Annotated in this window: 21 protein-coding genes; 10 read left to right on the top strand and 11 right to left on the bottom strand. The window is 69.2% G+C overall.

What is annotated here, in order from left to right; genetic code table 11:
- Nucleotides 1–87: 87 nt before the first annotated feature.
- Complete coding sequence (locus ID574_RS49125) at nucleotides 88–3,402, bottom strand: LamG-like jellyroll fold domain-containing protein (protein ID WP_188195971.1); 3,315 nt, start codon at nucleotides 3,400–3,402, stop codon at nucleotides 88–90.
- A 315-nt stretch (nucleotides 3,403–3,717) separates the two neighbouring features.
- Nucleotides 3,718–4,854: a CHAT domain-containing protein gene (locus tag ID574_RS49130; protein ID WP_188195972.1), complete on the bottom strand. Its 1,137-nt coding sequence runs from the start codon at nucleotides 4,852–4,854 to the stop codon at nucleotides 3,718–3,720.
- Between the two features lie 215 nt (nucleotides 4,855–5,069).
- Between ID574_RS49130 and ID574_RS49135 the strand changes: the two genes are divergently transcribed.
- The 3 genes from ID574_RS49135 to ID574_RS63155 are packed head-to-tail and all read left to right on the top strand — an operon-like array spanning nucleotide 5,070 to nucleotide 6,186.
- Nucleotides 5,070–5,441 carry a hypothetical protein gene (locus tag ID574_RS49135; RefSeq protein WP_188195973.1) on the top strand — a complete coding sequence of 124 codons (372 nt, stop codon included), beginning with the start codon at nucleotides 5,070–5,072 and terminating at the stop codon, nucleotides 5,439–5,441.
- 50 nt (nucleotides 5,442–5,491) lie between these two features.
- A complete protein-coding gene (locus ID574_RS49140) occupies nucleotides 5,492–6,013 on the top strand; it encodes an ATP-binding protein (RefSeq protein WP_188195974.1) in 522 nt (173 codons plus the stop codon).
- A gap of 38 nt (nucleotides 6,014–6,051) precedes the next feature.
- Nucleotides 6,052–6,186, top strand: coding sequence for a sigma factor-like helix-turn-helix DNA-binding protein (locus ID574_RS63155; protein WP_223167878.1), 135 nt, complete (start codon nucleotides 6,052–6,054; stop codon nucleotides 6,184–6,186).
- Between the two features lie 96 nt (nucleotides 6,187–6,282).
- On the opposite strand, the gene ID574_RS49150 is transcribed toward ID574_RS63155, so the two are convergent.
- Nucleotides 6,283–6,828, bottom strand: coding sequence for a pyridoxamine 5'-phosphate oxidase family protein (locus tag ID574_RS49150; RefSeq protein WP_188195975.1), 546 nt, complete (start codon nucleotides 6,826–6,828; stop codon nucleotides 6,283–6,285).
- A gap of 488 nt (nucleotides 6,829–7,316) precedes the next feature.
- Here ID574_RS49150 and ID574_RS49155 point away from each other — a divergent pair, with 488 nt between their 5' ends.
- The 5 genes from ID574_RS49155 (at nucleotide 7,317) to ID574_RS60930 (ending at nucleotide 9,761) form a co-directional block, all read left to right on the top strand.
- Nucleotides 7,317–7,766 carry a hypothetical protein gene (locus ID574_RS49155; protein WP_188195976.1) on the top strand — a complete coding sequence of 150 codons (450 nt, stop codon included), beginning with the start codon at nucleotides 7,317–7,319 and terminating at the stop codon, nucleotides 7,764–7,766.
- 48 nt (nucleotides 7,767–7,814) lie between these two features.
- The gene (locus ID574_RS63160; protein WP_442939430.1) at nucleotides 7,815–8,045 is read left to right on the top strand and encodes a transposase; all 231 of its coding nucleotides are present in this window, start codon (nucleotides 7,815–7,817) and stop codon (nucleotides 8,043–8,045) included.
- Nucleotides 7,964–8,185: a hypothetical protein gene (locus tag ID574_RS49165; RefSeq protein WP_223167867.1), complete on the top strand. Its 222-nt coding sequence runs from the start codon at nucleotides 7,964–7,966 to the stop codon at nucleotides 8,183–8,185. Before ID574_RS63160 ends, ID574_RS49165 begins: the two co-directional genes overlap by 82 nt.
- Before the next feature lie 445 nt (nucleotides 8,186–8,630).
- Nucleotides 8,631–8,888, top strand: a complete 258-nt coding sequence (locus ID574_RS60925) for a hypothetical protein (RefSeq protein WP_223167868.1) — start codon at nucleotides 8,631–8,633, stop codon at nucleotides 8,886–8,888.
- 93 nt (nucleotides 8,889–8,981) lie between these two features.
- Nucleotides 8,982–9,761, top strand: coding sequence for an RICIN domain-containing protein (locus ID574_RS60930; protein ID WP_223167869.1), 780 nt, complete (start codon nucleotides 8,982–8,984; stop codon nucleotides 9,759–9,761).
- Between the two features lie 104 nt (nucleotides 9,762–9,865).
- Here the strand turns inward: ID574_RS60930 and ID574_RS49175 are convergent, their stop codons facing one another.
- The 4 genes from ID574_RS49175 to ID574_RS49190 are packed head-to-tail and all read right to left on the bottom strand — an operon-like array spanning nucleotide 9,866 to nucleotide 14,601.
- Nucleotides 9,866–11,536 (bottom strand): amylo-alpha-1,6-glucosidase, encoded by a 1,671-nt coding sequence (locus ID574_RS49175; RefSeq protein WP_188195977.1) that lies wholly within the window; start codon nucleotides 11,534–11,536, stop codon nucleotides 9,866–9,868.
- Between the two features lie 17 nt (nucleotides 11,537–11,553).
- On the bottom strand, nucleotides 11,554–12,360 hold the full coding sequence (locus tag ID574_RS49180) for a carbohydrate ABC transporter permease (protein ID WP_188195978.1): 807 nt from the start codon (nucleotides 12,358–12,360) through the stop codon (nucleotides 11,554–11,556).
- Nucleotides 12,357–13,319 carry a carbohydrate ABC transporter permease gene (locus ID574_RS49185; protein WP_188195979.1) on the bottom strand — a complete coding sequence of 321 codons (963 nt, stop codon included), beginning with the start codon at nucleotides 13,317–13,319 and terminating at the stop codon, nucleotides 12,357–12,359. The genes ID574_RS49180 and ID574_RS49185 overlap by 4 nt, the downstream gene beginning before the upstream one ends.
- A gap of 4 nt (nucleotides 13,320–13,323) precedes the next feature.
- Nucleotides 13,324–14,601 carry a sugar ABC transporter substrate-binding protein gene (locus tag ID574_RS49190; RefSeq protein ID WP_188195980.1) on the bottom strand — a complete coding sequence of 426 codons (1,278 nt, stop codon included), beginning with the start codon at nucleotides 14,599–14,601 and terminating at the stop codon, nucleotides 13,324–13,326.
- A 229-nt stretch (nucleotides 14,602–14,830) separates the two neighbouring features.
- On the opposite strand from ID574_RS49190, the gene ID574_RS49195 reads away from it, so the two are divergent.
- The gene (locus ID574_RS49195; RefSeq protein ID WP_188195981.1) at nucleotides 14,831–15,847 is read left to right on the top strand and encodes a LacI family DNA-binding transcriptional regulator; all 1,017 of its coding nucleotides are present in this window, start codon (nucleotides 14,831–14,833) and stop codon (nucleotides 15,845–15,847) included.
- 228 nt (nucleotides 15,848–16,075) lie between these two features.
- On the top strand, nucleotides 16,076–19,663 hold the full coding sequence (locus tag ID574_RS62080) for a LamG-like jellyroll fold domain-containing protein (protein WP_262496151.1): 3,588 nt from the start codon (nucleotides 16,076–16,078) through the stop codon (nucleotides 19,661–19,663).
- A 518-nt stretch (nucleotides 19,664–20,181) separates the two neighbouring features.
- On the opposite strand, the gene ID574_RS49205 is transcribed toward ID574_RS62080, so the two are convergent.
- From ID574_RS49205 to ID574_RS49220, 4 genes are all read right to left on the bottom strand, one after another.
- Nucleotides 20,182–21,390, bottom strand: a complete 1,209-nt coding sequence (locus ID574_RS49205; RefSeq protein ID WP_188195982.1) for an acyl-CoA dehydrogenase family protein — start codon at nucleotides 21,388–21,390, stop codon at nucleotides 20,182–20,184.
- 59 nt (nucleotides 21,391–21,449) lie between these two features.
- Nucleotides 21,450–21,737 (bottom strand): hypothetical protein, encoded by a 288-nt coding sequence (locus ID574_RS49210; protein WP_188195983.1) that lies wholly within the window; start codon nucleotides 21,735–21,737, stop codon nucleotides 21,450–21,452.
- 92 nt (nucleotides 21,738–21,829) lie between these two features.
- Nucleotides 21,830–22,756 carry a glucosyl-3-phosphoglycerate synthase gene (locus tag ID574_RS49215; RefSeq protein WP_188195984.1) on the bottom strand — a complete coding sequence of 309 codons (927 nt, stop codon included), beginning with the start codon at nucleotides 22,754–22,756 and terminating at the stop codon, nucleotides 21,830–21,832.
- A 43-nt stretch (nucleotides 22,757–22,799) separates the two neighbouring features.
- Nucleotides 22,800–24,272 (bottom strand): helix-turn-helix domain-containing protein, encoded by a 1,473-nt coding sequence (locus tag ID574_RS49220; RefSeq protein ID WP_442939428.1) that lies wholly within the window; start codon nucleotides 24,270–24,272, stop codon nucleotides 22,800–22,802.
- Between the last annotated feature and the right edge of the window lie 126 nt (nucleotides 24,273–24,398).

A 24,398-nucleotide genomic window follows, 5' to 3' on the forward strand; every position in this document is an offset into this window, starting at 1 on the left:
CGACCTCTCGGTGCCCGGGGAGGCGGGGGGACGCCTCCCCGGACGGTTCGGGAAGGGTGCTGAGGGAGGTACGGGGACGGCGGGCGGCTACTGCTCGGCCAGGTCGCGGATCTCATCGACGAGGAGCAGCCCGGTGTAGACGCGCACGTCGTCGATCTGGCCGACCCAAGGGTTGGCGCCCAGCCCCCGGCCGATGGCCAGTCGGCCGCCCGCGTTCCACGCCTGGGGGCGTACCGCCGATCCCTCCGGGTTGCCGTTGACGTAGAGCTGGATCCGGCCGGTGGCGACGTCGTAGGTGGCGGCGAGATGCGTCCACTCGCCGACCTCGGCTGGTTCGTGGGAGCGCGCGATGTACTGGGTCTGGCCGGCGGCGTCGCCCGCCTCCATGATCATCGCCCAGCAGTCGAGGGTCTTGTTGTACTGGAAGTAGAAGCCACTGCGGGTGGCGCCGTCCTGGCTGACCGCGGTGCGCCAGTCGTTCTTCTCGCCGAGCCGCAGCCAGGCGGCGACGGTGAAGCTGCGGTCGGTGCGCACGACCGGCCCGGAGGTGACGACGTTGCCCCCGGAGGCGAACTGCGCGGCGCCGTCGATCCAGCCGTCGGCCCAGCTCACCCCGGAGTTCGCGGTCCCGGCGCGGCCCTTGCCCGAGGAGTCGGCGACTGCGGTCCCCGAGGTCTCGTCCAGCTTCCAATGGCCTTCCAGGACGACCGGCCGGTTGGAGAGAGCGGCGATCTCCTTGTCGTAGACCACCCTGTCGTAGACCCGGATGTCGTCGGTGTCGCCCGCCCACTTGTTGGTGAAGTTCAGCGCCCTGCCGATGATGAGCGTGCCGGAGGCGTTCCAGGGGGTCGTCTGGACGGCCGTCTCCGGCTGGGGGCGTCCGTCGACGTAGAGCCGGATCCGGCCTGTGGCGGCGTCGAAGGTGGCGGCGAGGTGCGTCCAGACGCCGAGCTGGGGCGGCGCCTGCGACCGGGCCACGTGGTAGGTGACGCTCGCCGCGTCGGCGGAGGTCATCGTCAGCGCCCAGCGGTCCGCCTCCAGGTTGTACTGCAGGTAGAAGCCGCTGCGGTGGGTGCCGTCCTGGCTGAGGATGGTCCGGTAGTCGCTCTTGTCGGTGAGCCGCACCCACGCCGCGACGCTGAAGTTGCGGTCGGTGCGGATGATCCCGGTGCCGTTCCGCGGTATGAGACGGGCTCCGCCGCCGTTCATCGACACCGCCCCTTCGGCCCGTCCGGGGGTCCAGGATGGGCCGTCGGTCAGGGCGGCGTGGTGTTCGTTGCCCGAGGAGTCGTAGGCGGTGGTGCCGGTTCCCTCGTCGAGCTTCCAGTGCGCTACGGGGGCGGTGCCGTACCGCACGCTGAACTCGTACCGCTTGAACGGGCCGATGTGGCCCGCCTTGTCGCGGCTCCACACGTACAGCGTGTTCAGCAGGTCCCGGGAGGGGGTCACCTTGGCGGTGGCCCTGCCGTCCGCGCCGGCCGTCACCGCGGTCGCGGTGCGGGGCTCGTCGTCGTTCAGGGCGTAGAGGTAGCCGCCGATGTCGGTGTCCGTAGGGCCGGGGGTGAACGTGAAGACGCCCATGCGTCCGACCCCGCCGGACGGCACGGGGTCCTCGCCCTCGGGGGTCTCGGGGTAGTCGGCGGAGGTCACACCGGGAGTGGAGGACGGCCGGGACTTGTCGACGATCAGGTCGCACCAGGCGCTCCAGCCACTGCTCCCGCTAGTGGCGACGCCGTCCTGGGCGCGTACCCGCCAGGAGAGGCGCGCGCCGTCGGCCAGGGCGGGCACGGGTGCCGTCACCGGCGTGCCGGAGGCGACGTAGGCGCTGTACCGCTCGCCGAGTTTGGAGCCGCCGGTGGCCCACCATTCGAAGTGGGCACGCACGGTCTGCCCCTTGCCGGCGTCGGCGTCGCTGACCCGGGCGCGCAGGATCGGGGTGGCGGTGGTGATGTACGGCGCCGCCGTACCGCTCCTGCACGGCACGCCGGCGCTCGGCCCCACGTCGGCGGAGAGCTGGTCGGGGACGTTCGGCGTGGTGTTGTAGGTGATCTCCAGGGTGGGGTTGTTGCGGAACTTCTTCCAGCCGAACTTGTCCGACTCGTTCGCGGCGCGCAGGCCCAGGGTGAGGTTGGGCCACCTGTTGGCCGCCGCCTCCACCACCGCCGACGTCGCGTTGAAGTCGACGCCGCCGTCGTCGCAGCCGGAGTTGTAGCCCTTGGCCACGTTCACCGAGGCGATCCTGCGCTTCCACGACGGCTGCGCGTTCCAGGTGGTGCCGGTGCCGATGGCGCCGGTGAGCCAGAGCTCGACGGGCCGGGCCGAGCACGACCACGCGTGCACCTCGTAGGTGCGGAATGTGGCCGAGATGATGTGCTTGCCGTTGACGGGTGCGGTGTTCATCCGGAAGAACGACCGGTAGGTGTCGACGGTGGGGCCGGACGGCACCGTCGGGTCGTTGTAGTACCCGACCTTCGCGTAGTCACTGGTGCCGTAGAACTTGGTGCCGCTGAAGTGCTTGGAGACGTAGGCGAACGCCAGCCGCCCGGCACCGTGCATGGGCGGGTCGATGTACAGCGGGAACGTCAGGCGGGGGTCGCGCAGGAACTCCGGGTCCGGAGTGAGGGTGAGGGCGCCGTCGTCGAGTCGGGTGCCGACGGCGCCGATGGCATCGCCCGCATGCGGTCCGGAGAGCCGGTCGCCGGCTTCCTCGGCCGGCCCGGAGGAGTCCCACATCTGCGGGGCGTTGCCGTGGAACCGTACCGAGCCGTCGTCGCCTACCAGCGTGAGGTTGCCCGTCGCGTCGGCCGTCAGGGTGCCGCGCTCAGCTCGTACGGCCAGGCGCAGCTCGGCCAGCTCCGACCGGCCCGCCGCCTCGGCGGTCTTGACCACGAGCACCTGGGAGAAACCGTCGACGTCGGCGGTGAGCTTGAGGTCGACGCCGGGAATCACGTCCGGGTAGGTCGCGGTGGCGCCGCTCAGCGCGGGCGCAGGCAGCGGGGCGGGCCAGGTGTAGGAGAGCGCGGCGCCGTTCTCGGCGATCCGCACGAGTGGCCCCGGGCCACCGCCGGAGAAGGCCAGCTCGACGGCCGCGGCCACCGGGCCCACCGTGCCGTCCTCCCGCCGGGCCAGGTCCGGCCGGGCGTCCACCCAGGCGTCCCCCTGCCGGACGCGTACCGGGCGGGCGGAAGTGATCAGCCGCTGGGTGCCGTCGGGCTGGGCGAACACCTGCCGGGTCTCTGTGCGCTCCGCACCGATCTCCACCGGCTGCCCCGTCTTGGCGGCCACCGCCAGCGCCGTCGCCTCGTCCCCCACGACGGACGGGGGCGCCGCCCCGGCCGCCGCCGCGCGGGGCAGGCCCGTGAGGAGGGCGGCGAGCACGACGGCCGCGGTCAGCGCTGCCATGAGCGAGGGGCGCCGCCCCGCCGCCCCTCTCGGGGAACGGACTTCTGGATAGCGGCTCCCCGGGAATCGGATCTTTGGAGAACGGTTCCTAGGAAAGCGGGCGCGGACGGCCACCTCAACCTCGCATGGTGACTTCGACATCGCCTGCCGGCGCTGTCAGACGTTGATGGAGATGACCGTAGGAAGGTGCGGTTTCACGGTGGTTACACCGGTTTCCGCCGAGGCAGCAGGGGCCGATGACCCGAGCCCACCAAGATTCCCGGCAGAGTCACTCAAGGCAATTCGTGCCAGAGGGCAAGTACGCCCATGAAGTCCTCAGGGTCCGTAATGGGCGAACGCGGCCCACAACCAGGGACTGCAGGGGAAGCGGTCACGGGTCTCACGGACCGCGTGGTGCAGCGCGAGTGCGGGGATCTCGCCCGCGCTCAGCCTGGTGTAAACGTCCTCCGTCAGCCCGTACGCCACCCCGTCCGCCACCGGCCAGAGCGTTCCGATCACATCGGAGTATCCGGCCAGCTGGAACGCCGAGCAAATGTGGATCGCCTGGTCGAGGATCGTGATGCTGCCTTGAGCCGTCCCGCAGGCCGACAGGAATGCCATCCGCCCCTCCGGAACGTTCAACCGCGCGATGTCGGCCACCGCCAGCGGCTCCTCGCCGGCCAGCATCAGCCGTCCCCCGGTCAGCGCGGCCTGGAACAGATCCCGGCTCTCGTCGAACACCGCCTGATTCCGGGTGGTCGCGTAGGTCGGGGACAGTGCGACGGCCAGTTCGGTGGCCGCGCCGCGCCAGGCAGGTGTGCCCTTCGGCACGTCGAGAGCCCTGCGGCCCGCCTCCGCCAGGGTCGGCAGGTCGCCGTTGCGCTCGTAGAGTCGGCGAAGCCGGGTGGTCTCGCTGGCGGGAGGCTCCTCTCTAGCCGAGGACTGTCCGTCCGGTCTGGCCGGAGGTTCGAGGTAAGCCGGGTTGAAAATTATCTCGACCTCGCTGGGCAGGCCCTGCTCGGCGTCCATGATCTGGTCGAACAACGAGGCGTTCACGGTTCTGAGCTTCGGGTCGAGGCCGCGTACCCGCAGGTTCTGTCGTAACAACGCGACGGACTCCTCCAGCGCCTCGGGAAAGTCCTCGCCCTCCGACACCGAGCACAGGGCGATCGCCAGCCGCAGCCGCGCCTCTGGACGTTCCACTCTGGGCGCCTCGGAAAGCGCGCGGCGGTAATGGGTCAGCGCTTCCCGTGCGGCCCGGACGTCGCCGCGTTCGGCGTACAACTCCAGCAGCAGCTCGGCCACCCGGCCGCCGTCCTGAGCCTGCCTGGCCGCCGCGAGGGCCGCGTCGAGGTGCTCATCCGACGGCTCACGCTCGTAGCGGAGCTTGGCCGTGGCCGCCAAGTGCTCGCGCGTCTCCGCGGCGAGTGCGGGATCTAGCCGTCCGCCGCGCTGCGCCGGCACCTGCGTCACCCCAGCCAGAGCACCGTTCCTGTTCAAGCGCTCATCGACCTGTTCATGGGACGTCGCAGGCCGGTAAACCCTCGCCAAGCAAAGGATCTTGATGAGCGTGGCAAAGATCCGCTCTGCCCGCCGGGGAATGGCCGGAACGGCGCGAGTGGCGAATCTAGACTTGGGCCAGTGAACCCATCGATAACGCCTGGTAGGCGTCGCATGGAGCCGTCGCAGTGATCACTTACATCGTCTTCGCGCTCGCGGCTGTCTGCGCCGTGGAAGCCGTGCTGGGCCTGGTGCTGCTCGGCTGGGGCGTCATCGAGTTCGGCGCCTTCCTGCGCCGGCATCCGGACGGCGCGGCCGGTGGCCTGCGCGAGCTGGCGACGGGTGCGCGGCGGGTCTGGCCCGCCGCCAAAGCCTCGTCGCAGATCGCAGGCCGACGCGTCCTGCGCAGTCGGCCAGGCTGGTGGGTTCTCGGGGACGGCCGGACATCGGCCGCAGTCACGCGTGTCCGCCGGAATGCTCCAGGCTCGCCTCGGAGCCGAACCAGCGGCCCAACGGCAAGCCGACCCCGCGCAGCACGCCGGGAACGGGCTCAAGGGTGAGGTGTGCTCGGCGGTCGGGGCGATGTCCTAGATCCCGTCGCCCCTCGGTATTGCCGCAGATCACCGGCCGGGAATGTGTGTCACGTCGCCAGCGGGGCAGAAGTTTGCCCAACGATGTCGCTAACGGCGGAAAGGTGGCGATCGACGTGACCTCGGGGTTCCGGTTGGAATGGCCGATCACGGACGACCTCGTCACCTTGCGGGCAGCTGTACGGGCCTTCGGCACTGGTGCCGGCCTGACCGGTGGGCGGCTGACCGATCTGGTGATCGCGGCGAGCGAGGCCGCGACCAAGGTGCTGGAACACGGCGGAAGCGGCACGTTGATCGCCTGGAGCGACCCGGGCGGGGTGAGCCTGGAAATCGTGGACGCGACCGGCGTGTTGACCATGGCGTACTTGACCGTCGATCCCGACCCCGACCCGCTCACCGGCCGAGGAGTCGCGTTCTGGCTGATGCGCCGGCTGTGTGACGAGATCAGCTTCGACGACAGCGACGGCATCTCCCGGTTGCACCTGCGTTTTCACTACCGCGCCCGGCGAAACGGTGATCGTCGCATGCTGGTGCGAGGATAGGTTCGCAAGCGGGCCGGCAAAAGGAACCGCCTCTTCAGATCCTTTCGCGCACGCTCGCGGAGGCCGGCGAGCAGCACGGCCTGAGGCGCGGGCGCATCCGCCAGATCGAGAAGCAGGCGCTGGTCGAGCTGAAGAAGCCCACCCGCGATCCGGGCTCCGAGCCCGCGGCGTAATCCCGGATCCCGGGCGGGGCTTGTGCCCGCCCCTCACAGACGGCCCCTGGCACGCCTTCCCCCTGGCGGCCGGGGGCTTCCTTGTGCACGGGCCCGCTAGAAGGTGTAGCGGGTGTGGCTGAACACCTGGCTGTCGTGCCCGAAGCTGTACGCCGTGCCGGGTGCCACCGCGAACAGCAGGTCGTTGCCCTTGCGGATGCTGTCGCCGAAGCCGTAGAAGGTCCCCTCCGGCGAGGTGATGTGGTCCCCGTACTGCGCCTCGAACGCGGCGATGACCTCTTCCTGCCGTGCCGGATCCGTCACTCGCTCCGCCGTGCCCTCGATCACGATGTCGAGGCCTTCGGAGAGTGAGTTGTGCCCTGTGGTGAGTGCGCAGTGGGCATTGCCGGCCAGGTTCTTCGCCTTCTGCTCGCCCGCCCCGGTGCTGAAATGCAGCGCCCCGTCGTGCCAGGCGGCGATCAGCGGCGTGACGTGCAGCCGGCCGTCCGGCCGGACCGTGGTGATCCAGAAGACCTCGGCGGCCCGCAGCCGGCGCTGGACCTCGGCCCAGTCGGTGGCGGTGACGTTCTCCGCGCCCGGGCGCGGGTTCAGCGCGGAGCTGTAGCGGGCGTCGAGCTCGGTCTTGGGCTGCTTCGGCGTCATGCGGAACTCCTTTCCGTCCTCTTGTGACGAAGGCTACGCGGCCCGGCACGGCGGGGCTCAGGCCCGGGCGGGTAGTGCCGCTGATCTCCCATCGATGTCACCACTCGCCTTTGGGCGAACACAGACGGAACACAGCCGTGACGGATCTCCAGCAGCGTGGCCGGAGAATGGGACATCTTCATCGGACCTGCAGGCCGGTGACGGCACGGCCGATGATCAACCGCTGGATCTCCGATGTCCCCGCGAAAATGGTGGAAATCTTGGGGAATCCCTCTCGCCACCAGTACCAACAGCCCAACAGCGCGATCAAGCCGCTGACCTGGCATTTTACATGACGTCGTTCTGCAGCGTCACGCGCTTCCTTTCATCCTCTGACGGAACAGCGACGGAACAGACCGGCGTCTAAGCCCTCATGTAAGCACACACTGCGCGATCACTCACAGTAGTAATCCGGGAGGAGGGAACGGCTTCGCTGAGACAATCACTGGATGACCAGCAATGAGATCCGGTTCGACTGCCGGCACCGTGGCGACGGCGGCGCGCTCGTGATCGTCCCCCGCATCGACGGGGCACCACTCACCGAGTTGATCGATGGGTTCGAGATCGCGGCCGGGATGCAGCCCGCAGGCGACGCCTACGGCGGTCTGATCCCGCAGTTCTTCCGGTTCGGCCCGATGCAGGACCACTTCCTCGGACGGTCCACCAACGCGGTGGGGCCAAAGACACCCGTTCTCGGGTGTGAATGCGGCGAGTGGGGATGCTGGCCTCTCATGGCCCGCATCACCGCGACGGCCGACCTCGTGATCTGGGACTCCTTCGAGCAACCCCATCGCAAGACCCGCGACTACACGGCATTCGGTCCGTTCCAGTTCGCCCGTCGCCAATACGATGACGCCCTGCGCGCGCTGAACGCCGCAATCGGCTCCGATGAGACGTGACCCGCACCCGCCGGCGCTAGGGAGCGTCTGACAAACGATCAACGGGACATCCCCGAGCGGTATGGGCCCTGGCAGGCCTGCTACGAGCGGTTCAAACGCTGGGAAGAAGACGGCACCTGGGCCCGGCTGCTGGAGGAGGCCCGGCGACCCGGTGATCGCCGAGGCCGCGCCACGAGTCGCGACCGTGGCCGGAATGGTTGGCGCCGCTCGCCTCTGAATTTCCGAGAAGGCTGCCCGCCGAGATCCTCCTCGAACGCGCCACCATGGCACGCCACCTGATCGTGCAGATGTGCGTCGAGCGGGAACGGGCCCTTGCCGAAGGCGGCCCCACCTTCCGGCCCACCTGGGACGCCACCGCCAACGGTCTGATCGACGCGATCGTCGCGCTGTGGCAGGCACCGGTCACGAACGGCACGTGACCAAACAGCGATCTACGCTTCCGGCCGAGGCGAACTCGCCGCGCAACCCGAAAGTCGTACCGCCGACATGCCGTTGACACGTCTCCGTCAAGAGATCTCCGATTCGGTCGAATCGATTCGTCAACTGCCACCTCGCTTCAGGCGATCATACGTTCAAGGCAGGTTGCACGTCTCTTCAGGCGCTCGAATCGGTTCACCGATGTCACGCGTTCGTGGTCCTTCTGCCTCCCTCACCCCCAGCTTCCGAAGGAGCCACCATGATGACGACCACCCGACAGCCGCCCAGCAGACGGCTTATCTCCGTCGCCCGAATCCTGGTCGGGATGCTCATCGCCGTCGTCCCGACCATCCCACGCCGGCGCACGCCGCGGACGAATCCATCAGCGTCGACTTCGCCGTAGCCGGCGGCACCCCGACCTACCGCGCGTCCGGGTGGATCTATGGCATGACGGAGAACGCATCCGGGCCGGCAGACCACTTCTACCGCGACGTGAAGTTCCGCTACATGCGCGCCGGTGGCGCCCAGCTCGGCTCACCCGGCGGATGGGTGGCCGGCGCCTACGAGCGAAGGTGGAACGCAACGCTGGCCCAGGCCCGTCGTACGATCGCGCTCGGCGGCCAGTTCATCATCCTCCCGCACGACCTGTGGGGAGCGGACGGCTACCCGATCTCGCGCTTTCCGGGCGACAAACGATCTGGGTAACCTGCTGGTCCGCACAGCGCCGGCCAGCACCTGCCCAAGGGCGAATGGTGGGTCTACCGCTTCTATGCCTCCCAGACCGGCCAGATCGTGTCCGTGACCCCGAGCGTGTCCTACGACGCGTTCGCCACCAGGGCGACCGGCGTGGCCAAGGTGCTGGTGGGCGGCGGCGGGACGACCGGCAACATCGCCGTCAATCTCCGGCGGCTCGACGCGACCAGCGGCATCGTGCAGAACAACCAGGTCCGCGCGGTCGTGCAGCGCATCCCGTACAACGGCGGCGGTGCGGTCCAGGGGCCGATCACCGTCCAGAACACGGTCCTGACGCTGTCGGGCAACGGGACCACGCTGAACCTGCCGCACACCAACGCTGACGAGACGTTCACCGTCACGCTGCTGCCGCCATCGGACGGCGGCTTCCAGACCGTGGCGGTCGCGCAACACTCCCAGCAGTGCCTGGACAACACCAATCTCAGCACCGCCGATGGCAACGTGCAGCAGCAGTTCTACTGCGAGGGCGGCGATCAGCAGCTGTGGAATTTCGGGCCGGTCGCCGGCGTGGCCGGCGCCTACACGCTGATCAACCAGCAGAGCGGCAAGTGCCTGGAGGTGAGCGCGTCGTCCACGGCCGACGGCGCGCCGATACGCCAGTGGACCTGCACGAGTGGGGCGCAGAACCAGCAGTTCATCCTGCGCAAGGTGACCTATGGGGGCAACGATCCCCGGGACTACCAGCTCGTCGCCCGCCACAGCGGCAAGTGCGTCGACGTCAGCACCATCTCGACCGTCCCCAGGGCTCCCATCCACCAGTGGACCTGCAACCCGGCAGGCCAAGCCAGTCCGCTCAACCAAACCTGGCGGCTCTGGGGCCGTTGACGGCGCCGTTCTCGGCACCCTTCCGCAGCGTGTGTGGCGCATCGCCGTCCCGGTGCGCCACACACTACGTCAGGCAGACCCTGGTTCTCCTGTCCACAGCGGAATCAGGTGCTGCTTCGCCGTTCGTGGGCGGCGGCGAGGATGAGGTAAGCGCTGGCCGTCCAGGTGTAGGCGCGGTCGCGCAGCCCCTCGCCGGTGCGGGCGTCGAAGTTCTCGGCGAAGCCGGACTTCTCGCACAGCATGCGGAAGCGAGCGCTGATCTCGTCGGCGAGGCCGGTGTATCCGGCGCGGCGTAGGCCGTCTTCGATGAGGACGGTCGAGGGCGCCCAGATCGGGCCGCGCCAGTAGCCGTCGTCCTGGTAGTGCTCGGAAGCAGGCAGTTCGGTGGCGGGTCCGAATGCGGTCAGGTGCTGCTCGATGCCGGCGGCCAGGGCGGCGCGGACAGGTTCGGGCAGTTCGTCGCCGAGCACGATCGGCATGAGGTCGAGCAAGCTGGAGCTGGGCCAGGTCCGTGTCGAATGGGCGCTGCGGGCGACGAACCGTTCGCCGTCCCACAGTTCGGCGAGCAAGGCGTCGCGCATCCGATCGGCCTCTTCCGTCCACCGGGCGGCCGCTCCCGGGTCGGTGGCCATGCGGGCGAGCTCGCGCATCTGCAGGACGAGGAAGGCGGCCAGGTCGGCGGTCTCCACGACGCGCTCGGGGTCGAAGGTGGTGGCGTTGTCCCAGCCGCTGTCATTGCCGTGCTGGTAGTGCGGCAGCTCCCGGCCGGGCACGCGCCGGGCCTCCAGCCAGAACGTGGTCCAGCGTTCCAGCGCCCGACGGGTTTCGGCCGGGTCGGGCGCGGCAGGCAGGTGGCGCAGGGCCCAGCCGTGGATGGGCGGTTTGACGAAGTTGTAGAGGATCTCCGAGTGGGTGACGGAGTCGGGCAGGGCGCCGGCGGCGTCCTGGTGGTCGAAGGGGAGGCGGTACTGGTCCCAGGCCAGCTCGGGCAGGCCGTCGGCGAGGGCGATGGCGTTGAAGCAGTGGTCCCAGCTCCACACCTTGTCCATCCAGTGCTTGGACATGAGCACGGCGGGCCGGGTGATGAACCCGGCCGGGCGGACGGTGGCCGACCACAGCACGTAGGCGGCCAGTTCGGCGGCGGGTGTTCGGTCGCTGCGCCAGGGCGCGACCGCGGCGGTGAACGCGTCGAACTCGGCCCGCGCGGCCTTGACCACCTGCTCGAAGGGGTCAGTGCCGGTGTAGGGGGTGCGGGCGGTCTCGTACTCCTCGATGGCGATCTCCCACTCGCCGCTCAGGACGACGCCGCGTTCGGCGGTGCGCAGCGCCTGTGCGCCGAGGTGCTCGGCCTGTCCGCTGAGGAGGGTGATCCGGTAGCGGCGGCCGGTCTGGTAGACGGTGAAGACGTACGATCCGTCGACGGGGTCCTGGTAGAAGTACGGGCCGCTGAACGGCGTCAGCACCGGGTCGGCGGCCAGCACGCGCAGCCCGAGACCGCGGCCGCGCACGCGTACCGTGTCGACGCTCTCGTAGGCCAGGTCGATCCGGCCCCCGCCGTGGTTCCAGGTGAGCTGGTGCGGGGTGGCCGTGATCGTGGCCTCGGCGGTGGGGATCAGCCGCAGGATGGGGTGCATGCCGGTCTGGTGCGAGACCAGGTGCACGTCCTGCGCGTAGGTACTTTCCGCCACCACGGGCGAGAAGCCGAACCACGATCCGTGGTAGCTGAACGGGATGTCCCGCAGGGAGAACACCGGGCCGGAGGCGGCGACGGTCATGAAGCGAGGGTCCCTTCTCAATCTTTGACGGCGCCCGCGGTGACGCCGGCGGCGACGTAGCGCTGGGCGACGACAAGCAGGATGGTGGCCGGGATGGAGGCGATCACGGCGGTGGCCATGATGGCGTTCCACTCCTGGTTGTTGTTGCCGATGTAGTGGTAGATGCCGAGGGTGATCGGCTGGTGGTCGCCGCCCTGGTCGAGGGTGCTGGCGAAGATGAAGTCCGACCACGCCCACAGGAACGCGAACAGCGACACCGTGATGAGGGAGTTGCGGCTGACGGGCAGCACGATCGAGATGAACGTGCGCACCACGCCGGCGCCGTCGGTGCGGGCGGCCTGCAGCAGCTCTTCGGGGATGCCGGACATGAACGTGGTGAGGATCAGCACCGCGAACGGCACGGCGAGGGTGGAGTCGGCCACGATGAGCCCGGGAACGGTGTTGAGCACGCCGGCGCTGAGGAAGATGGCGTAGAAGCCCATCGCCATGATGATCCCGGGGATCATCTGCGCCATCAGCAGCACGAAACTCAGCACCCCGCCACCTCGCGGGCGCAGCTTGGCCAGCGAGTACGCGGCCGGCGTCGCGAGCAGCAGCGTCAGCGCCACCGTGCCCAGGCCGACCACCAGGCTCACGCCCAGGTAGGGAAGCTGCTGGTCCAGCACCGCCCGGTAGCCCTCCAGCGTGCCGTCGATCGGGAACCAGTTCGGCGGGCTCTTGCGCATGTCGGTGTCCCGGGTGAAGGACACGTTGATCATCCAGTAGACCGGGAACAGCATCACGCCGGTCAGCACCAGCCCGACCGCGGTCTTCCAGTGCCTCATGCCAGTGCCTGCCTTCGCTGCACGCGGATGTAGATCAGCCCGAAGACCAGCGCCATCACGATCAGCAGGTTGCCCACGGCCGCGCCGGGCCCGAAGGAGGGCACCAGGTTGCCGAAGCCGAGCCGGTAGGACCAGGTGGCGAACGTGGTCGACGACCCACTCGGCCCGCCCTTGGTCATGATCCAGATGATGTCGAACACCTTCAGCGTGTAGACCAGACCGAGCAGGATGGTGATCGCCGAGACCGGGCGCAGCAGCGGGAAGGTCACCTTCCAGAACCTCTGCCAGGCGCCCGCCCCGTCCAGCGCGGCGGCTTCGTACACGGCCGCGGGGATCGCCTGCAACCCGGAGTACAACACCACCAGGTTGAACGGGACGCCGATCCAGATGTTGGCGATGATCACCGACCACAGCGACCAGTCCGGCGAGGTCAGCCAGTTGATCGGCCCCACTCCGAACCAGCTCAGCGCCGCGTTGACCACGCCTGAGTCGCTGTTGAGCATCCACGACCAGGTCGAGGCCGACACGATGAGCGGCAACAGCCACGGCACCAGGAACAGCGCCCGCAACGTGGCCGACAGCCGGAAGTGCTTGACGAAGAACAACGCCAGCGCGAGCCCGATGCCGAACTGGAAGACCAGTGACACCAGCGTGAACACCACCGTGTGCCCCAGCGCGGGCCCGAACGTCGCGTCGCCGAAGACCTTGGCGTAGTTGTCGAACCAGGCGAACGGCGCGTCGCCCTGCACGAACGAGCGCACCGTGTACTTGCGCAAGCTCAGCTCGACGTTGCGATAGAGCGGATAGGCGTAGAACATGAGCAGGTAGAGCACGACTGGGGCGAGAAACGCCCACGCCGCCCACTGCCCGGATCTGGTGCGTGCCGCCCGGTGGCGCCGCCCCCGTGCCGGGGCGGAGCCGCGGGCGGGACGCACCGCCGTCTGCGTGAGGTGGCTCATGCCGCTACTGGGTCGCGCTCGCCGCCGCGGACTGGGCCGCCGCCATGGCGTCCTGCGGCGACTTCGAGCCGCTCAGCGCCGCCTGCACCGCGCCCCACATCGGTTCGGAGATCTTCGGGTATTTCGTGCCCAGGTCGTCGCTGGTGCGGCCCTTGGCGGCCTTGACCGCATCCACCCACACCTGCAGATCGGGTGTGGCCGCCACCTGCTTGGCCTGCACCGCCTCTGTGGGCGCGATGTAGGACAGGGTGGTGGTCGTGGTGAGCGAATTGTCGGTGCTGGTCAGGCACGTCACGAGCTTCTGGGAGGTGGCGTAGCGGGCGGTGTCGGACTGCACCGGGATGCTGACGAACTCACCGCCGGTCGGGGCGGGCGCGGTGCCGCCGTCCTTGCCCGGGATGGGGATGATGCCGTAGTCGAAGCCGGCCTTCTTGGCGTTGGCGAGCTGCCAGGTGCCGTTCTCGGCGAAGGCGTAGTCGCCGCCGGCGAACTCCTGCCAGCTCGTGGTCTGGGTGTTGTTGATGACGGAGTTGGGGGCATACCCCTTCTTCAGCCAGTCCGTCCACAGCGCCACCGCGGACACGCCCTCGGGCGAGTCGAGCTTGGTGAGGTTCGCGCCGGAGCCCCAGAACCAGGGCAGGAACTGGAAACTGCCCTCCTCGGTGCCGATCGCCGAGAACGTGATGCCCTTCTTGCCGGACGCCTTCACCTTCTCCAGCGCCGCGGTCAGCGACGCCCAGTCCTTGACGGAGGCGACGTCCACGCCGGCCTTCTTCAGGACCTCCTTGTTGTAGTACAGGGCGAGGGTGTTGGCGCCGATCGGGACGCCGTAGGTCTTGCCGCCGCTCTGCCCGGCGGCCAGCAGGTTCGGCGCGATCGCGGAGACATCGAGCTTGTTCTCCTCCGTGGTGGTCAGGACCCCGGCCTCCGCCAGCGTCGAGACCACGGGGTTGTCCACGATGAGCACGTCCGGCGAGTTGCCCTGCTGGGCGGCCAGCAGGGCCTTGTTGGTCAGGTCGCTGGTGTCGTAGCCGGTCCGCTCGACCTTCACACCGGCCTGGGTGCCGCACGTCTCCAGGAGCTTCACCCAATCCGAGCTCTTGTCGTACTGGGGGTAGGGGTCCCAGATCGTGTACGTGCCGCCCCCGGCGGCCTTGCTCGCACTCGTCGAGCCGCCGTCGCCGCCGGACGGTGACGAGCCGCAGGCGGCGAGCCCGCCCACGGCGGCCAGGACCGCCAGGCTCACGCCGGCCGTACGCCGGCTCCTTGCCGCTGATCTCATTGATCTGACCTCCGCAGACAGGCGTTACGCGGCTGTTTCCCTTTGAAGTCGAATCGGTTCGCCGAATCGGTTCGACCGAAGATAGGCCCGCTTCATCCTGCGCGTCAATGGCCGGGGCGAGCCTTGCGGCAACCGACACGTCTTCGCCACGGAACCGGGGTCGGTACCTCGCATGAACCGGTTCGACCTACGATGGTCGCCGACCGGCGGATTCGGACGAGGAGCACGGGTGAACATCGGAGAGATCGCCAAGCGGGCGGGCGTGTCGCGCAGCACCGTCTCGTACGCGCTCACCGGCAAGCGCCCGGTGTCGGAGGAGACCAAGCGCCGCATCCAGACCGTCATCGACGAGCTGGGCTACCGGCCCAACGCCTCGGCCAGGGCGCTGAAGGAGGGCCGCACCCGCACGATCGGCCTGGTCATACCGCCCGCCGGCCGGCGGCTGACCGACATGCAGCTCGGCTTCGTCGCCAGCGTGGTCGACGCCACCGCCCGCGCCGACCTGGACGTCCTGCTGTCGCCCTCGGGCGGCGAGCACGACCGCTCCTTCGAGCGCGTGGTCACCGGCCGGCGCGTGGACGGCGTCGTCCTCATGGAGATCCGCCTGGAGGACGACCGGGTCGCCCGGCTGCTCGGCAGCGGCCTGCCGTTCGTCGGCATCGGCCGTACCCGCCGCCCGCAGGAGATGTCCTGGGTGGACATCGACTACGAGACGCTCATCGCCAACTGCGTCCACCACCTGGCCGACCTCGGCCACCGGCACCTGGCGCTGGTCAACCGCAACGCCGAACTGGTCGCCGCCGGATACGGCCCCGGCCACCGCGCGCAGGACGGCTTCGCCCGCGCCGTCGCCGAACGCGGCCTGCACGGCGTGCAGGCCTGCTGCGGCGATGACCCGCAGGCCGGTCAGTCCTGCGTGGAGCAACTCCTCGCCCAGCATCCTGAGCTGACCGCCATCGCCACCATCAACGAGGCGGCGGTGTCCGGCATGTACCGCGCGCTCGCCGAAGCGGGGCTGAGCGTGCCCGGCGACTTCTCCATCGCCGGCGTCGCGGCCCAGCACTGGGCCGAGAACCTGCACCCGCCGCTCACCGCCGCCGACGTCCCCGCCGACGAGCTGGGAGCCCACGCCGTCGAGCTGCTCATCCAGCGCATCGCCGACCCGGAGACCCCGCACCGCCACCTCCTGGTCGCCCCGCCGATCTCGCTGCGCGGCACCACCGGGCCCGCCCGGCCACGCGCCTGACCACATGGGCTCGTAGATCCGCAGGTCGCTCGAGCCGAGGGCGGCGGCACTCTCGCACGTGCACGCCTGCTTCCAGGACTGCGGCTCGCATGACGGCAACATGGCGGCGACGTGTCACGCACGTTTCTCGCTCTTGACCATCGCATCAGGGGGCACTTAAGGTCCAGTCGAATCGGTTCGGCGAATCGATTCGACTCCCTTCAGCACTCCCCGAAATGGGAAAGGCGCATGGCTGAACCCTTGTCCCGGCGGGCACACATGCGTGTGCCCCACGCCCTCCTCGCCGCCTCACTCGCGCTGACCGTAATCCCGATCATCGCTTCACCCGCACCCGCCGCCCAGGCGGAAGCCCCGAACCTCGTGCTCCACTACGACTTCGAAGGCGGCCTGTCCGCCGGCACCGTCACCGACCGCTCCCCCTCCGGCCTCGACGGCACCCTGGTCAACCCCGGCTCGGCCACCACGGCCACCGGCGCCGACGGCACGCAGGCATTGTCCCTGCCCGGTGGCGCGACCGGCTCGGCCACGGCGCCGTACGTGACCATCCCGAACGGCCTGTTCCGCGGCCGGTCCGCCATGACCATCTCGACCTGGTTGAAGTGGGCCGGTGGCCCCGACTTCCAGTGGGTCTACAACCTCGGCAAGGACGCCGCGACCGCGACCTTCGTCACTCCGTCCTATGCCGGCGACGCGACCACACGCTCGTCCATCAAGCCGGTCAACGGCACCGCCGAAGTAGGGGTGCCCGGCACGCAGAAGCTGCCGGCCGGCCAGTGGGTCAACCTCGTCACCACGATCGACGGCAAGACCATCACCTACTACGTCAACGGCGCGGCCATCGGCAGCACCGCGGCCGCGATCGACCTGGCCGCGGTCATGCACGCCGACGGGAGCACCACCTCCGGCTTCCTCTGCAAGCCGTTCTGGAACGGGCATCCCTTCCTGGCAGGCGCCCTGGACGACTTCCGCGTGTACGACGCCGCCATGACCGCCGAGCAGGTCGCCGATCTGGCCGGCGACCGCCTGGCCACGTTGACGAAGGTCGAGCAGACCTCCTTCGACGTGACCACGTTCAGGGACGTGGCTCCGGACCTCCCGAAGACCGCCGTCGCGCAGTTCTCCGACGGCATCCGCCGCGCCGTCCCGATCACCTGGGACGCCGTCGATCCGGCGCAGTACGCCAAGGTCGGCCAATTCACTGTCAAGGGCACCGCGCACGGCACCCCTGTCCAGGCCACCGTCCGCGTCACCGCCAACCAACTGGCCATCGACCTCGGCGCCGAGACCGGCGCCTTCCACGGCGGCGCGTCCGGCACGTTGTACGGCGTGTACGGCGAGGGCGTGCCCACCAGCAACCTCCTCGAAGGCATCAACCTGCGCACGGTGTCCACCAAGGCGCAGGACGGCCCCCAGCACCCGGGCGCCGACGCCCTCGAAGTGGTCAAGCCCCTGGCCGACGCCACGGACGGCGACGTGTACATCTACATGACCGACATCTACCGCGGCTTCCCCTACCAGTGGCCGGGCAACACCCCCGAGGCCAGGCTGAACGACTTCAAGGCGAAGATCGCAAAGCAGGTCGACCAGGTCCTCACGCTCGACCCGAAATATCAGGACAACATCGTCTTCGTGCCGTTCAACGAGCCCGAGGGCAACATGTTCGGCACCGGCGAGTGGAGCTACAACCGGATCAGCTGGCTCAGCGACCCGCAGTACTACTTCAAGGCGTGGGACGAGGTATACGCGCTCATCAAGGGCAAGATGCCGGACGCCCGCATCGCCGGGCCCAACACGAGCGTGCTGTATTCCCAGGTGGAGGGCTTCCTGCGGCACACCGTCGCGGCGAAGGCCGTCCCCGACGTCGTCACCTGGCACGAGCTCGGCGACCCCGCGCGCATCCGCAGCAACGTGGCGAAGTATCGCGGCTGGGAGAAGGCCGCGTTCGCGGGCACCCCGTATGAGGGCAAGCAACTGCCGATCAACCTCAACGAGTACGCCTACAACTACCACACCTCGGTGCCCGGCCAGATGATCCAATGGGCCTCGGCCATCGAGGAGTCCAAGGTCGACGCCGACATCGCGTACTGGAACATCGACGGCAACCTGTCCGACTCGGCCGTGCAGGCGAACCGGGGCAACGGCCAGTGGTGGCTGCTCAACGCCTACGGCCAGATGTCCGGCAACACGGTCAAGGTCACCCCGCCGCGTCCCGACGTCAGCTACACCCTCCAGGGCGTCGCCACCCTCGACAAGGCCAAGGCGCAGGCCCGCGCCCTGTTCGGCGGCACGTCCGGCAAGGTCGACATCAGGTTCGACAACGTGGACGCCGCCCTGTTCGGCGAGACCGCGCATGCGCTGGTCCAAGAGATCCCGTGGACCGGCCAGCTCGGCGACTCCGCCCAGCCCGAGGTCCTCGCCGAGCTGGATCTGCCAGTGCGGGACCGCTCCGTGACGTTCGCCTTCGGCGGCACGCTGCCCCAGCTCAGGGAGGCGTCGGCGTACCAGATCATCCTCACCCCGGGAGGCGACACCACCTCTCCCGCCCAGGCGACCAAGCTCTGGCAGGCGACGTACGAGGCCGAGCATGCGGCCCGCACCGGCACGCCCTACTACCGCAACGGCCCCGAAGGCTCACCTTCGAACGTCGCCAAGTTCTACACCTCCGGTGGCTACAACGTCGGCGGCCTGCGCACCGGCTCCACTCTGGCGCTCGACTTCAAGGTCTCGGCGCCGCAGGACGGCACGTACGACCTGTCGGTCTTCGCCAACTCCCTCAACACCTTCGACGCCGTGCGTGAGCAGGGCCCCACCAACGTCTTCCTCCGCGTCGACGGCGGCGCAGAGCAGGAGCTGCACCTCCCCTTGGGATACAAGTGGGTGGTCTGGGACCACGCCGACACCAAGGTCGCGCTCAGCAAGGGCGAGCACATGATCACCCTGGCCGCGCGCAGCCTGGACGGTACCCGTGCCACCAAGGGCGACGCCCTCATCGACAAGATCGACCTCTCCCTCGCCAACCCCGCGGCGGACGAGACCATCTACGAGGCCGAGTACGCCACCCTCAAGGGCGCCCGTACTGACTACAGCCGCAGGAAGGTCTCCGGCCCCGGCCACACCACCATCAGCAAGGATCAGACCGCAACCTTCTGGGTCTACTCCCCCGACGACGGCGAATCCACCCTCACCATCGACACCCTCGGCGGCGGCCGCGCTTGGCTCGACGTCAACGGCCACCGCCTCACCGGCGTCAACGCCGACACCACGGTCAAGGCGTTCCTCGCCGGCGGCATCAACAAGATCACCCTCACCGGGCAGTCCGGCAAGCTCCGCCTGGACAGCCTCCGCGTCGCCGACACCGATGGCACCCTCACACCCACCTGGTACGAAGCCGAAGCCGCCCGCATCGCCGGCACCGCCAAGGTCACCGCCTACCCGTTGGCCAGCGGCGGCAAGGCCGTCACCGACATCGGCGGCACCCCCGGCAACGCCAACACCCTCACCTTCGACGTCACCGCCCCCAAGGACGGCACCTACGCCCTGACCATCCGCTACTCCAACCCCGAACAGTCCCCCGCCTCCCACTACAACCCCGACCCACTGGCCCGCCACGCCGAGGTCTCCATCAACGGCGCCCAGCCCCAGCGCGCCTGGTTCCCCCACTCCTTCCACGCCGACAACTTCTGGGAGCTGACCATCCCGGTCCAGCTGAAGAAGGGAGCCAACACCATCGCCTTCGCTGCACAGGAACCGCCAAACTTCGACGGCGACTCCTACATCTCCGACACCTTCCCCGACATCCTGCTCCGCTCGAAGTAAGCGGCGGTGCCGCGTCGACTGCCGCCCTGTCGATCTGGCCGTGCGCGAATGGCTGGCGACGTTGAGTCCGAGGGCGGTCAGACCAGAGAGGACGAGCAGCACGCGGGTGGGCAGGAGCCGGCCGGATCGGGGCTGAGCAAGTCGGGCTGTGGTTCGCCGACTCCGGCATGGGTTCTTGTCCTCCTCTCCTCTACACCGGACGGGGACCCGTCGAGGGCCGTCTCAAATGCGGTTCAAGTCGGGCCCTCCACAGCGGTGTCTCACTCGAGCGAGGCCGCATCGGCGTCAACAGCGGCCTCACGCGCTCGACCTTGATCGATCGATCTACGCAGACGCACCTTCCTGCCCCAGCGGTCGTACGTCGCACGTCTCCGTACCAGAAGATCATTGTCGCTCTCCGTAGCAGAAGGCGGCACGTCAAACGATCTTCTTCCGAGACCGCACGCTTACTCTGACGGAACAGGGACGGAACAGGACGCTGATCGATCTCCAAAACATGCTTCGAAGATCGGACATTTTCAGCGAACCTGCAGGCCAGTGACCGCACGGCCGATGATCAACCGCTGGATCTCCGATGTCCCCTCGAAAATGGTGTAGATCTTGGCGTCCCGATGGAAGCGCTCCACCGGATGCTCCCTCGTGTACCCCGCCCCGCCGAGGATCTGGATCGCCTGCTCCGTCACCCACACCGCCGTCTCCCCTGCCACCAGCTTCGACATCGAGCCCTCCGCCTGCTCGAACTGCCTGCCGTTGCGGGCCATCCAGGCGGCTCGCCAGGTCAGGAGGCGGGCGACGTCCACGCGGGTGGCCATGTCGGCGAGGAGGAAGGCGATCGCCTGGTTCTCGCCGATCTTGCGGCCGAACTGCTCCCGCTCGCGGGCGTAGTCCCTGGCGTACTCGAAGGCCGCGCGGGCGATGCCCACGGCCATGGCGGCGACCGACGGGCGGGTGGTCTCGAACGTGCGCATCGCCGCCTGCTCGCCGGCCCGTTCGCCGTTGCGTACGCGGGCCAGCCGGGCCTCCAGTTTCTCCTTGCCGCCGAGCAGGCAGGAGCCGGGCACGCGGACGTCGTCCAGGATCACCTCGGCCGTGTGCGAGGCGCGGATGCCGTGCTTGCGGAACTTCTGACCCATGGACAGGCCTGGCGTGCCAGGGGGGATGACGAAGGAGGCCTGGCCGCGGGTGCCGAGCGACGGGTCGACGGAGGCGACGACCACGTGGACGTTGGCGATGCCGCCGTTCGTGGCCCAGGTCTTGACGCCGTTCAGCACCCAGTCGCCCCGGTCGTGGACGGCGCGGGTGCGGATGGCGCCGACGTCGGAGCCGGCGTCGGGCTCGGAGGCGCAGAAGGCGCCCAGCTTGACGTCGTTCTCGGTGCCGAACATCTGCGGGAGCCACTCTCCCATCTGCTCGGGGGTGCCGTTCGACGACAGGGCGGCGGCGGCCAGGCCGGTGCCGACGATGGACAGGCCGATGCCCGCGTCGCCCCAGAAGATCTCCTCGAACGCCACCGGCAGCCCCAGCCCGCTCTCCTCGAACCACTGCGTGGCGAAGAAGTCCAGGGAGTACAGGCCGATCTTGGCGGCCTCCTGGATGACCGGCCAGGGGGTCTCCTCGCGTTCGTCCCATTCGGCGCCGGCGGGGCGGATCACGTCGCGGGCGAACGCGTGGACCCAGTCGCGTACCTCGATGACCTCGTCACTGAGCTCCGGGCAGAACCCGCTCATACGCCGCACGCTCCTCCGATCCAGGGGTTACCGGTGGTAACACCTTACCGATCGGTAGCTCACACAGGAACGTCCGGAGGGGCGACGTTTCTCGTTCCTTTGGGCGACCGCGCGTACACGGTCCGCACCACCTGCAGCGCCCAGCGCATGCGGGGCGCGGCCGTCTCCGGGTGGTCGCCGTACTCGCCGGCGAGCGCCACCGCGCAGCCGCGCGTGCCGCCGTGCGTCCTGACGGCGCGGCGGATGGCGGCGGTGACCTCGGGTCCGCTCGGCGCGGAGCCGGTGGGCAGGTCGCTGCCGAACAGCGCCTCGGCGCGGGCCGCCGTCAGGAAATCCGTGGTGACCATGGCGATGCTCCTTCCCTACCCGGTGGGGGTTGGAGCCGCCGCTGGAGCGAGCGCCGCTCGCGGCTCGGGCCGGTACGGCGATCAGCGGCGGTTCAGGCCGGTACGGTGATCATGGGTGGACGTTCCGAGATCCGCACGTCGCGGCTCATGACATCGTGCCCTGTCAGGCCGCGCCGGAACTGCGCGAGGCATGCGGACGGCTCGTGGAAGGCCTGGATCTTGCCCTGGCGTTCCAGGCGGGACCAGGCGGCCAGCATGATCTGGGCCGCCATGCCGCCCAGCGCCTCGGTGGACTGCGGGGCGTGCTCGCGCGAGCCCAGGTCCACCTGCGCGAACGCGTCCAGCCCGGCCAGGTCGAGCAGGTCGATGAGCAGGCCGAGCTCGACGCCGTACCCCGTCAGGAACGGCACGCGCTCGAGGGCCGAGCGGCGGCCGGCGTACTCCCCCGCCAGGGGTTGCACGAAACCGGCGAGCTGCGGCCAGTGCAGGTTGATGAGCGGGCGGGCGACCAGCTCGGTGACGCGGCCGCCGCCGTTGGGAGCGCCGTTCAGCGGGCGGTCGTAGCAGCCCTTGACGTAGACGACGCTGGGGTCCGCGAGCAACGGCCCGAGCACCCCGCATACCAACGAAGAACGAAATTTCCGGATATCGGCGTCAACGAACGCCAGCACGTCACCGTACGTGACGGCCAGCGACTTCCACAGCGCCTCACCCTTGCCGTCCAGCGGTTCGAGCTGCGGCAGGATCTCGTCCTGGGCGTGCACCCTGGCCCCGGCGCGCGCGGCCACCCGCGCGGTGTCGTCGCAGGAGCGCGAGTCGATGACCACGATCTCGTCGACGAGCCCGTCCAGCTCGTGCCGGATGACCCCCACGATCTCGCCGATGGTCTCTCGCTCGTCGCGGGCCGGGAGCACCACGCTCACCGTGGCGTCCCCCTTGGCGGCCACCAGGTCCCGGACCGGCCAGTCCCCGGCGGACGAAGTGCGGCGCCGCAACCATCCGCTCACTTCTCGCAGCATGCGACACCTCCCCCCGATCCCCCTATATGCCCCAAATGTCAGGTTATGTGCTGTGCGCGTGGCGCTCCAGGAAGGTGTACACGTCCGCCTCGTCCACACCGGGGAACGACCCCGGCGGCAGCGCGGCCAGGACGTGGGAGTTGGCGCGGGCCGACGGCCAGGCGTATCCCTCCCAGCGCTCGGCCAGCTCGGCGGGCGGGCGGCGGCAGCAGTCGCCGTTGGGGCAGTTGGATTTGGTGCGGTTGGTGGTCTCCCTGCCCCGGAACCACCGCGACTCCTTGTACGGCACGCCCAGCGTGATGGCGAAGTCCCGCTCGCGCGACGGGTCGACGTGCGCGACGCAGAAGTAGGTGCCGGTGGGCGAGTCGGAATACTGGTAATACACCGAGAACCGGTCGGGCGAGGCGAAAACCTGCCGCCCCGACCACTGCAGGCACATCCGCTGCCCCTCGATGGCGCCCTGCTCGTCGGCCGGGAATTCGATGCCGTCGTTCTCGTACGCCTTGTAGATGATGCCGCCGGCGTCGTTGCGCACGAAGTGACAGACGAGGCCCAGGTGATGGGTGGCGAGGTTGGTGAAGCGGTGGGCGGCCATCTCGTACGACACCGCGAACACGTCCCGTAGGTCCTCCACCGACAGCGCCCGCTCGGCCTTGGCCTCCTGCAGGTAAGGCGCGGCGGCCCTCTCGGGCACGAGGACCGCGGCGGCGAAGTAGTTGGCCTCGGTGCGCTGGCGCAGGAAGTCGGCGAAGTCGCGGGGCTTGTCGTGGCCGAGCGCGAGGTGGCCGAGCGTCTGGAGCAGGATCGTGCGCGGGGTGTGCATGCCGAGCTGCTCGTGCTTGACGTAGATGCGGCGGTTGCGCAGGTCGGTGATGGAGCGTACGGAACGCGGCAGGTCCTGCGCGGTGTGCACGGTATAGCCGAAGTGCGTGACCAGGCCCTGGATGGTGCTCTGCGACAGCGCGCCGGTGCGGTAGCCGACCGCGTCGAGGGCCTTGGCGGCGGCCTCCTCGATCTCCGGGAAGTAGTTGCCCACCTCGCGCTGCCTGCGCCGCAGCTCGGCGTTGGCCACCCTGGCCTCCTCGGGGGTGGCGGTGCCGCGGGCCTGGCGGGCGCGCAGCTCGCCGTACAGGCCGAGAATGTGCTCCAGCACGTCGTTGGGCACGCGCGCGGAGACCTTCAGCCGCGGCAGGCCGAGGCCTGCGTAGACGGGGTCGCGCTGCGCCTCCTCCAGGGCGATCTCGAGCTGGGCGCGGCGGTTGGGCGGCTGGCGGCGCAGCAGCTCCTCGACGGGCACGCCGAGCGCGGAGGCCAGCCCCTTGAGCAGGGACAGCTTGGGCTCGCGCTTGCCGTTCTCCAGCAACGACAGCTGGCTGGGCGCCCGGCCGACGCGCGAGCCCAGGTCGGAGAGGGTGAGGCCGCGTTGTTTGCGCAGGTGGCGCAGGCGCTGGCCAAACGCGATGAGATCAAGCTCCTGCGTCAAAGACAGCGGTTCTTCGCCTAGCAAGGACGCCATGCGGGCATCTTAGACAGAAAAACGCTCCATCTTCTAGCCTTCCGGCGCTCGCCTTGCCGCCCTGGTTCCCAGGTGCGGCGATTGGTCTAGTCCAACGGTAAAACTCGCGATTTCTTCTGCCTTGAA

This window comes from Nonomuraea sp. SYSU D8015, from assembly GCF_008065375.1.
In the GTDB taxonomy this organism is placed as follows: domain Bacteria; phylum Actinomycetota; class Actinomycetes; order Streptosporangiales; family Streptosporangiaceae; genus Nonomuraea.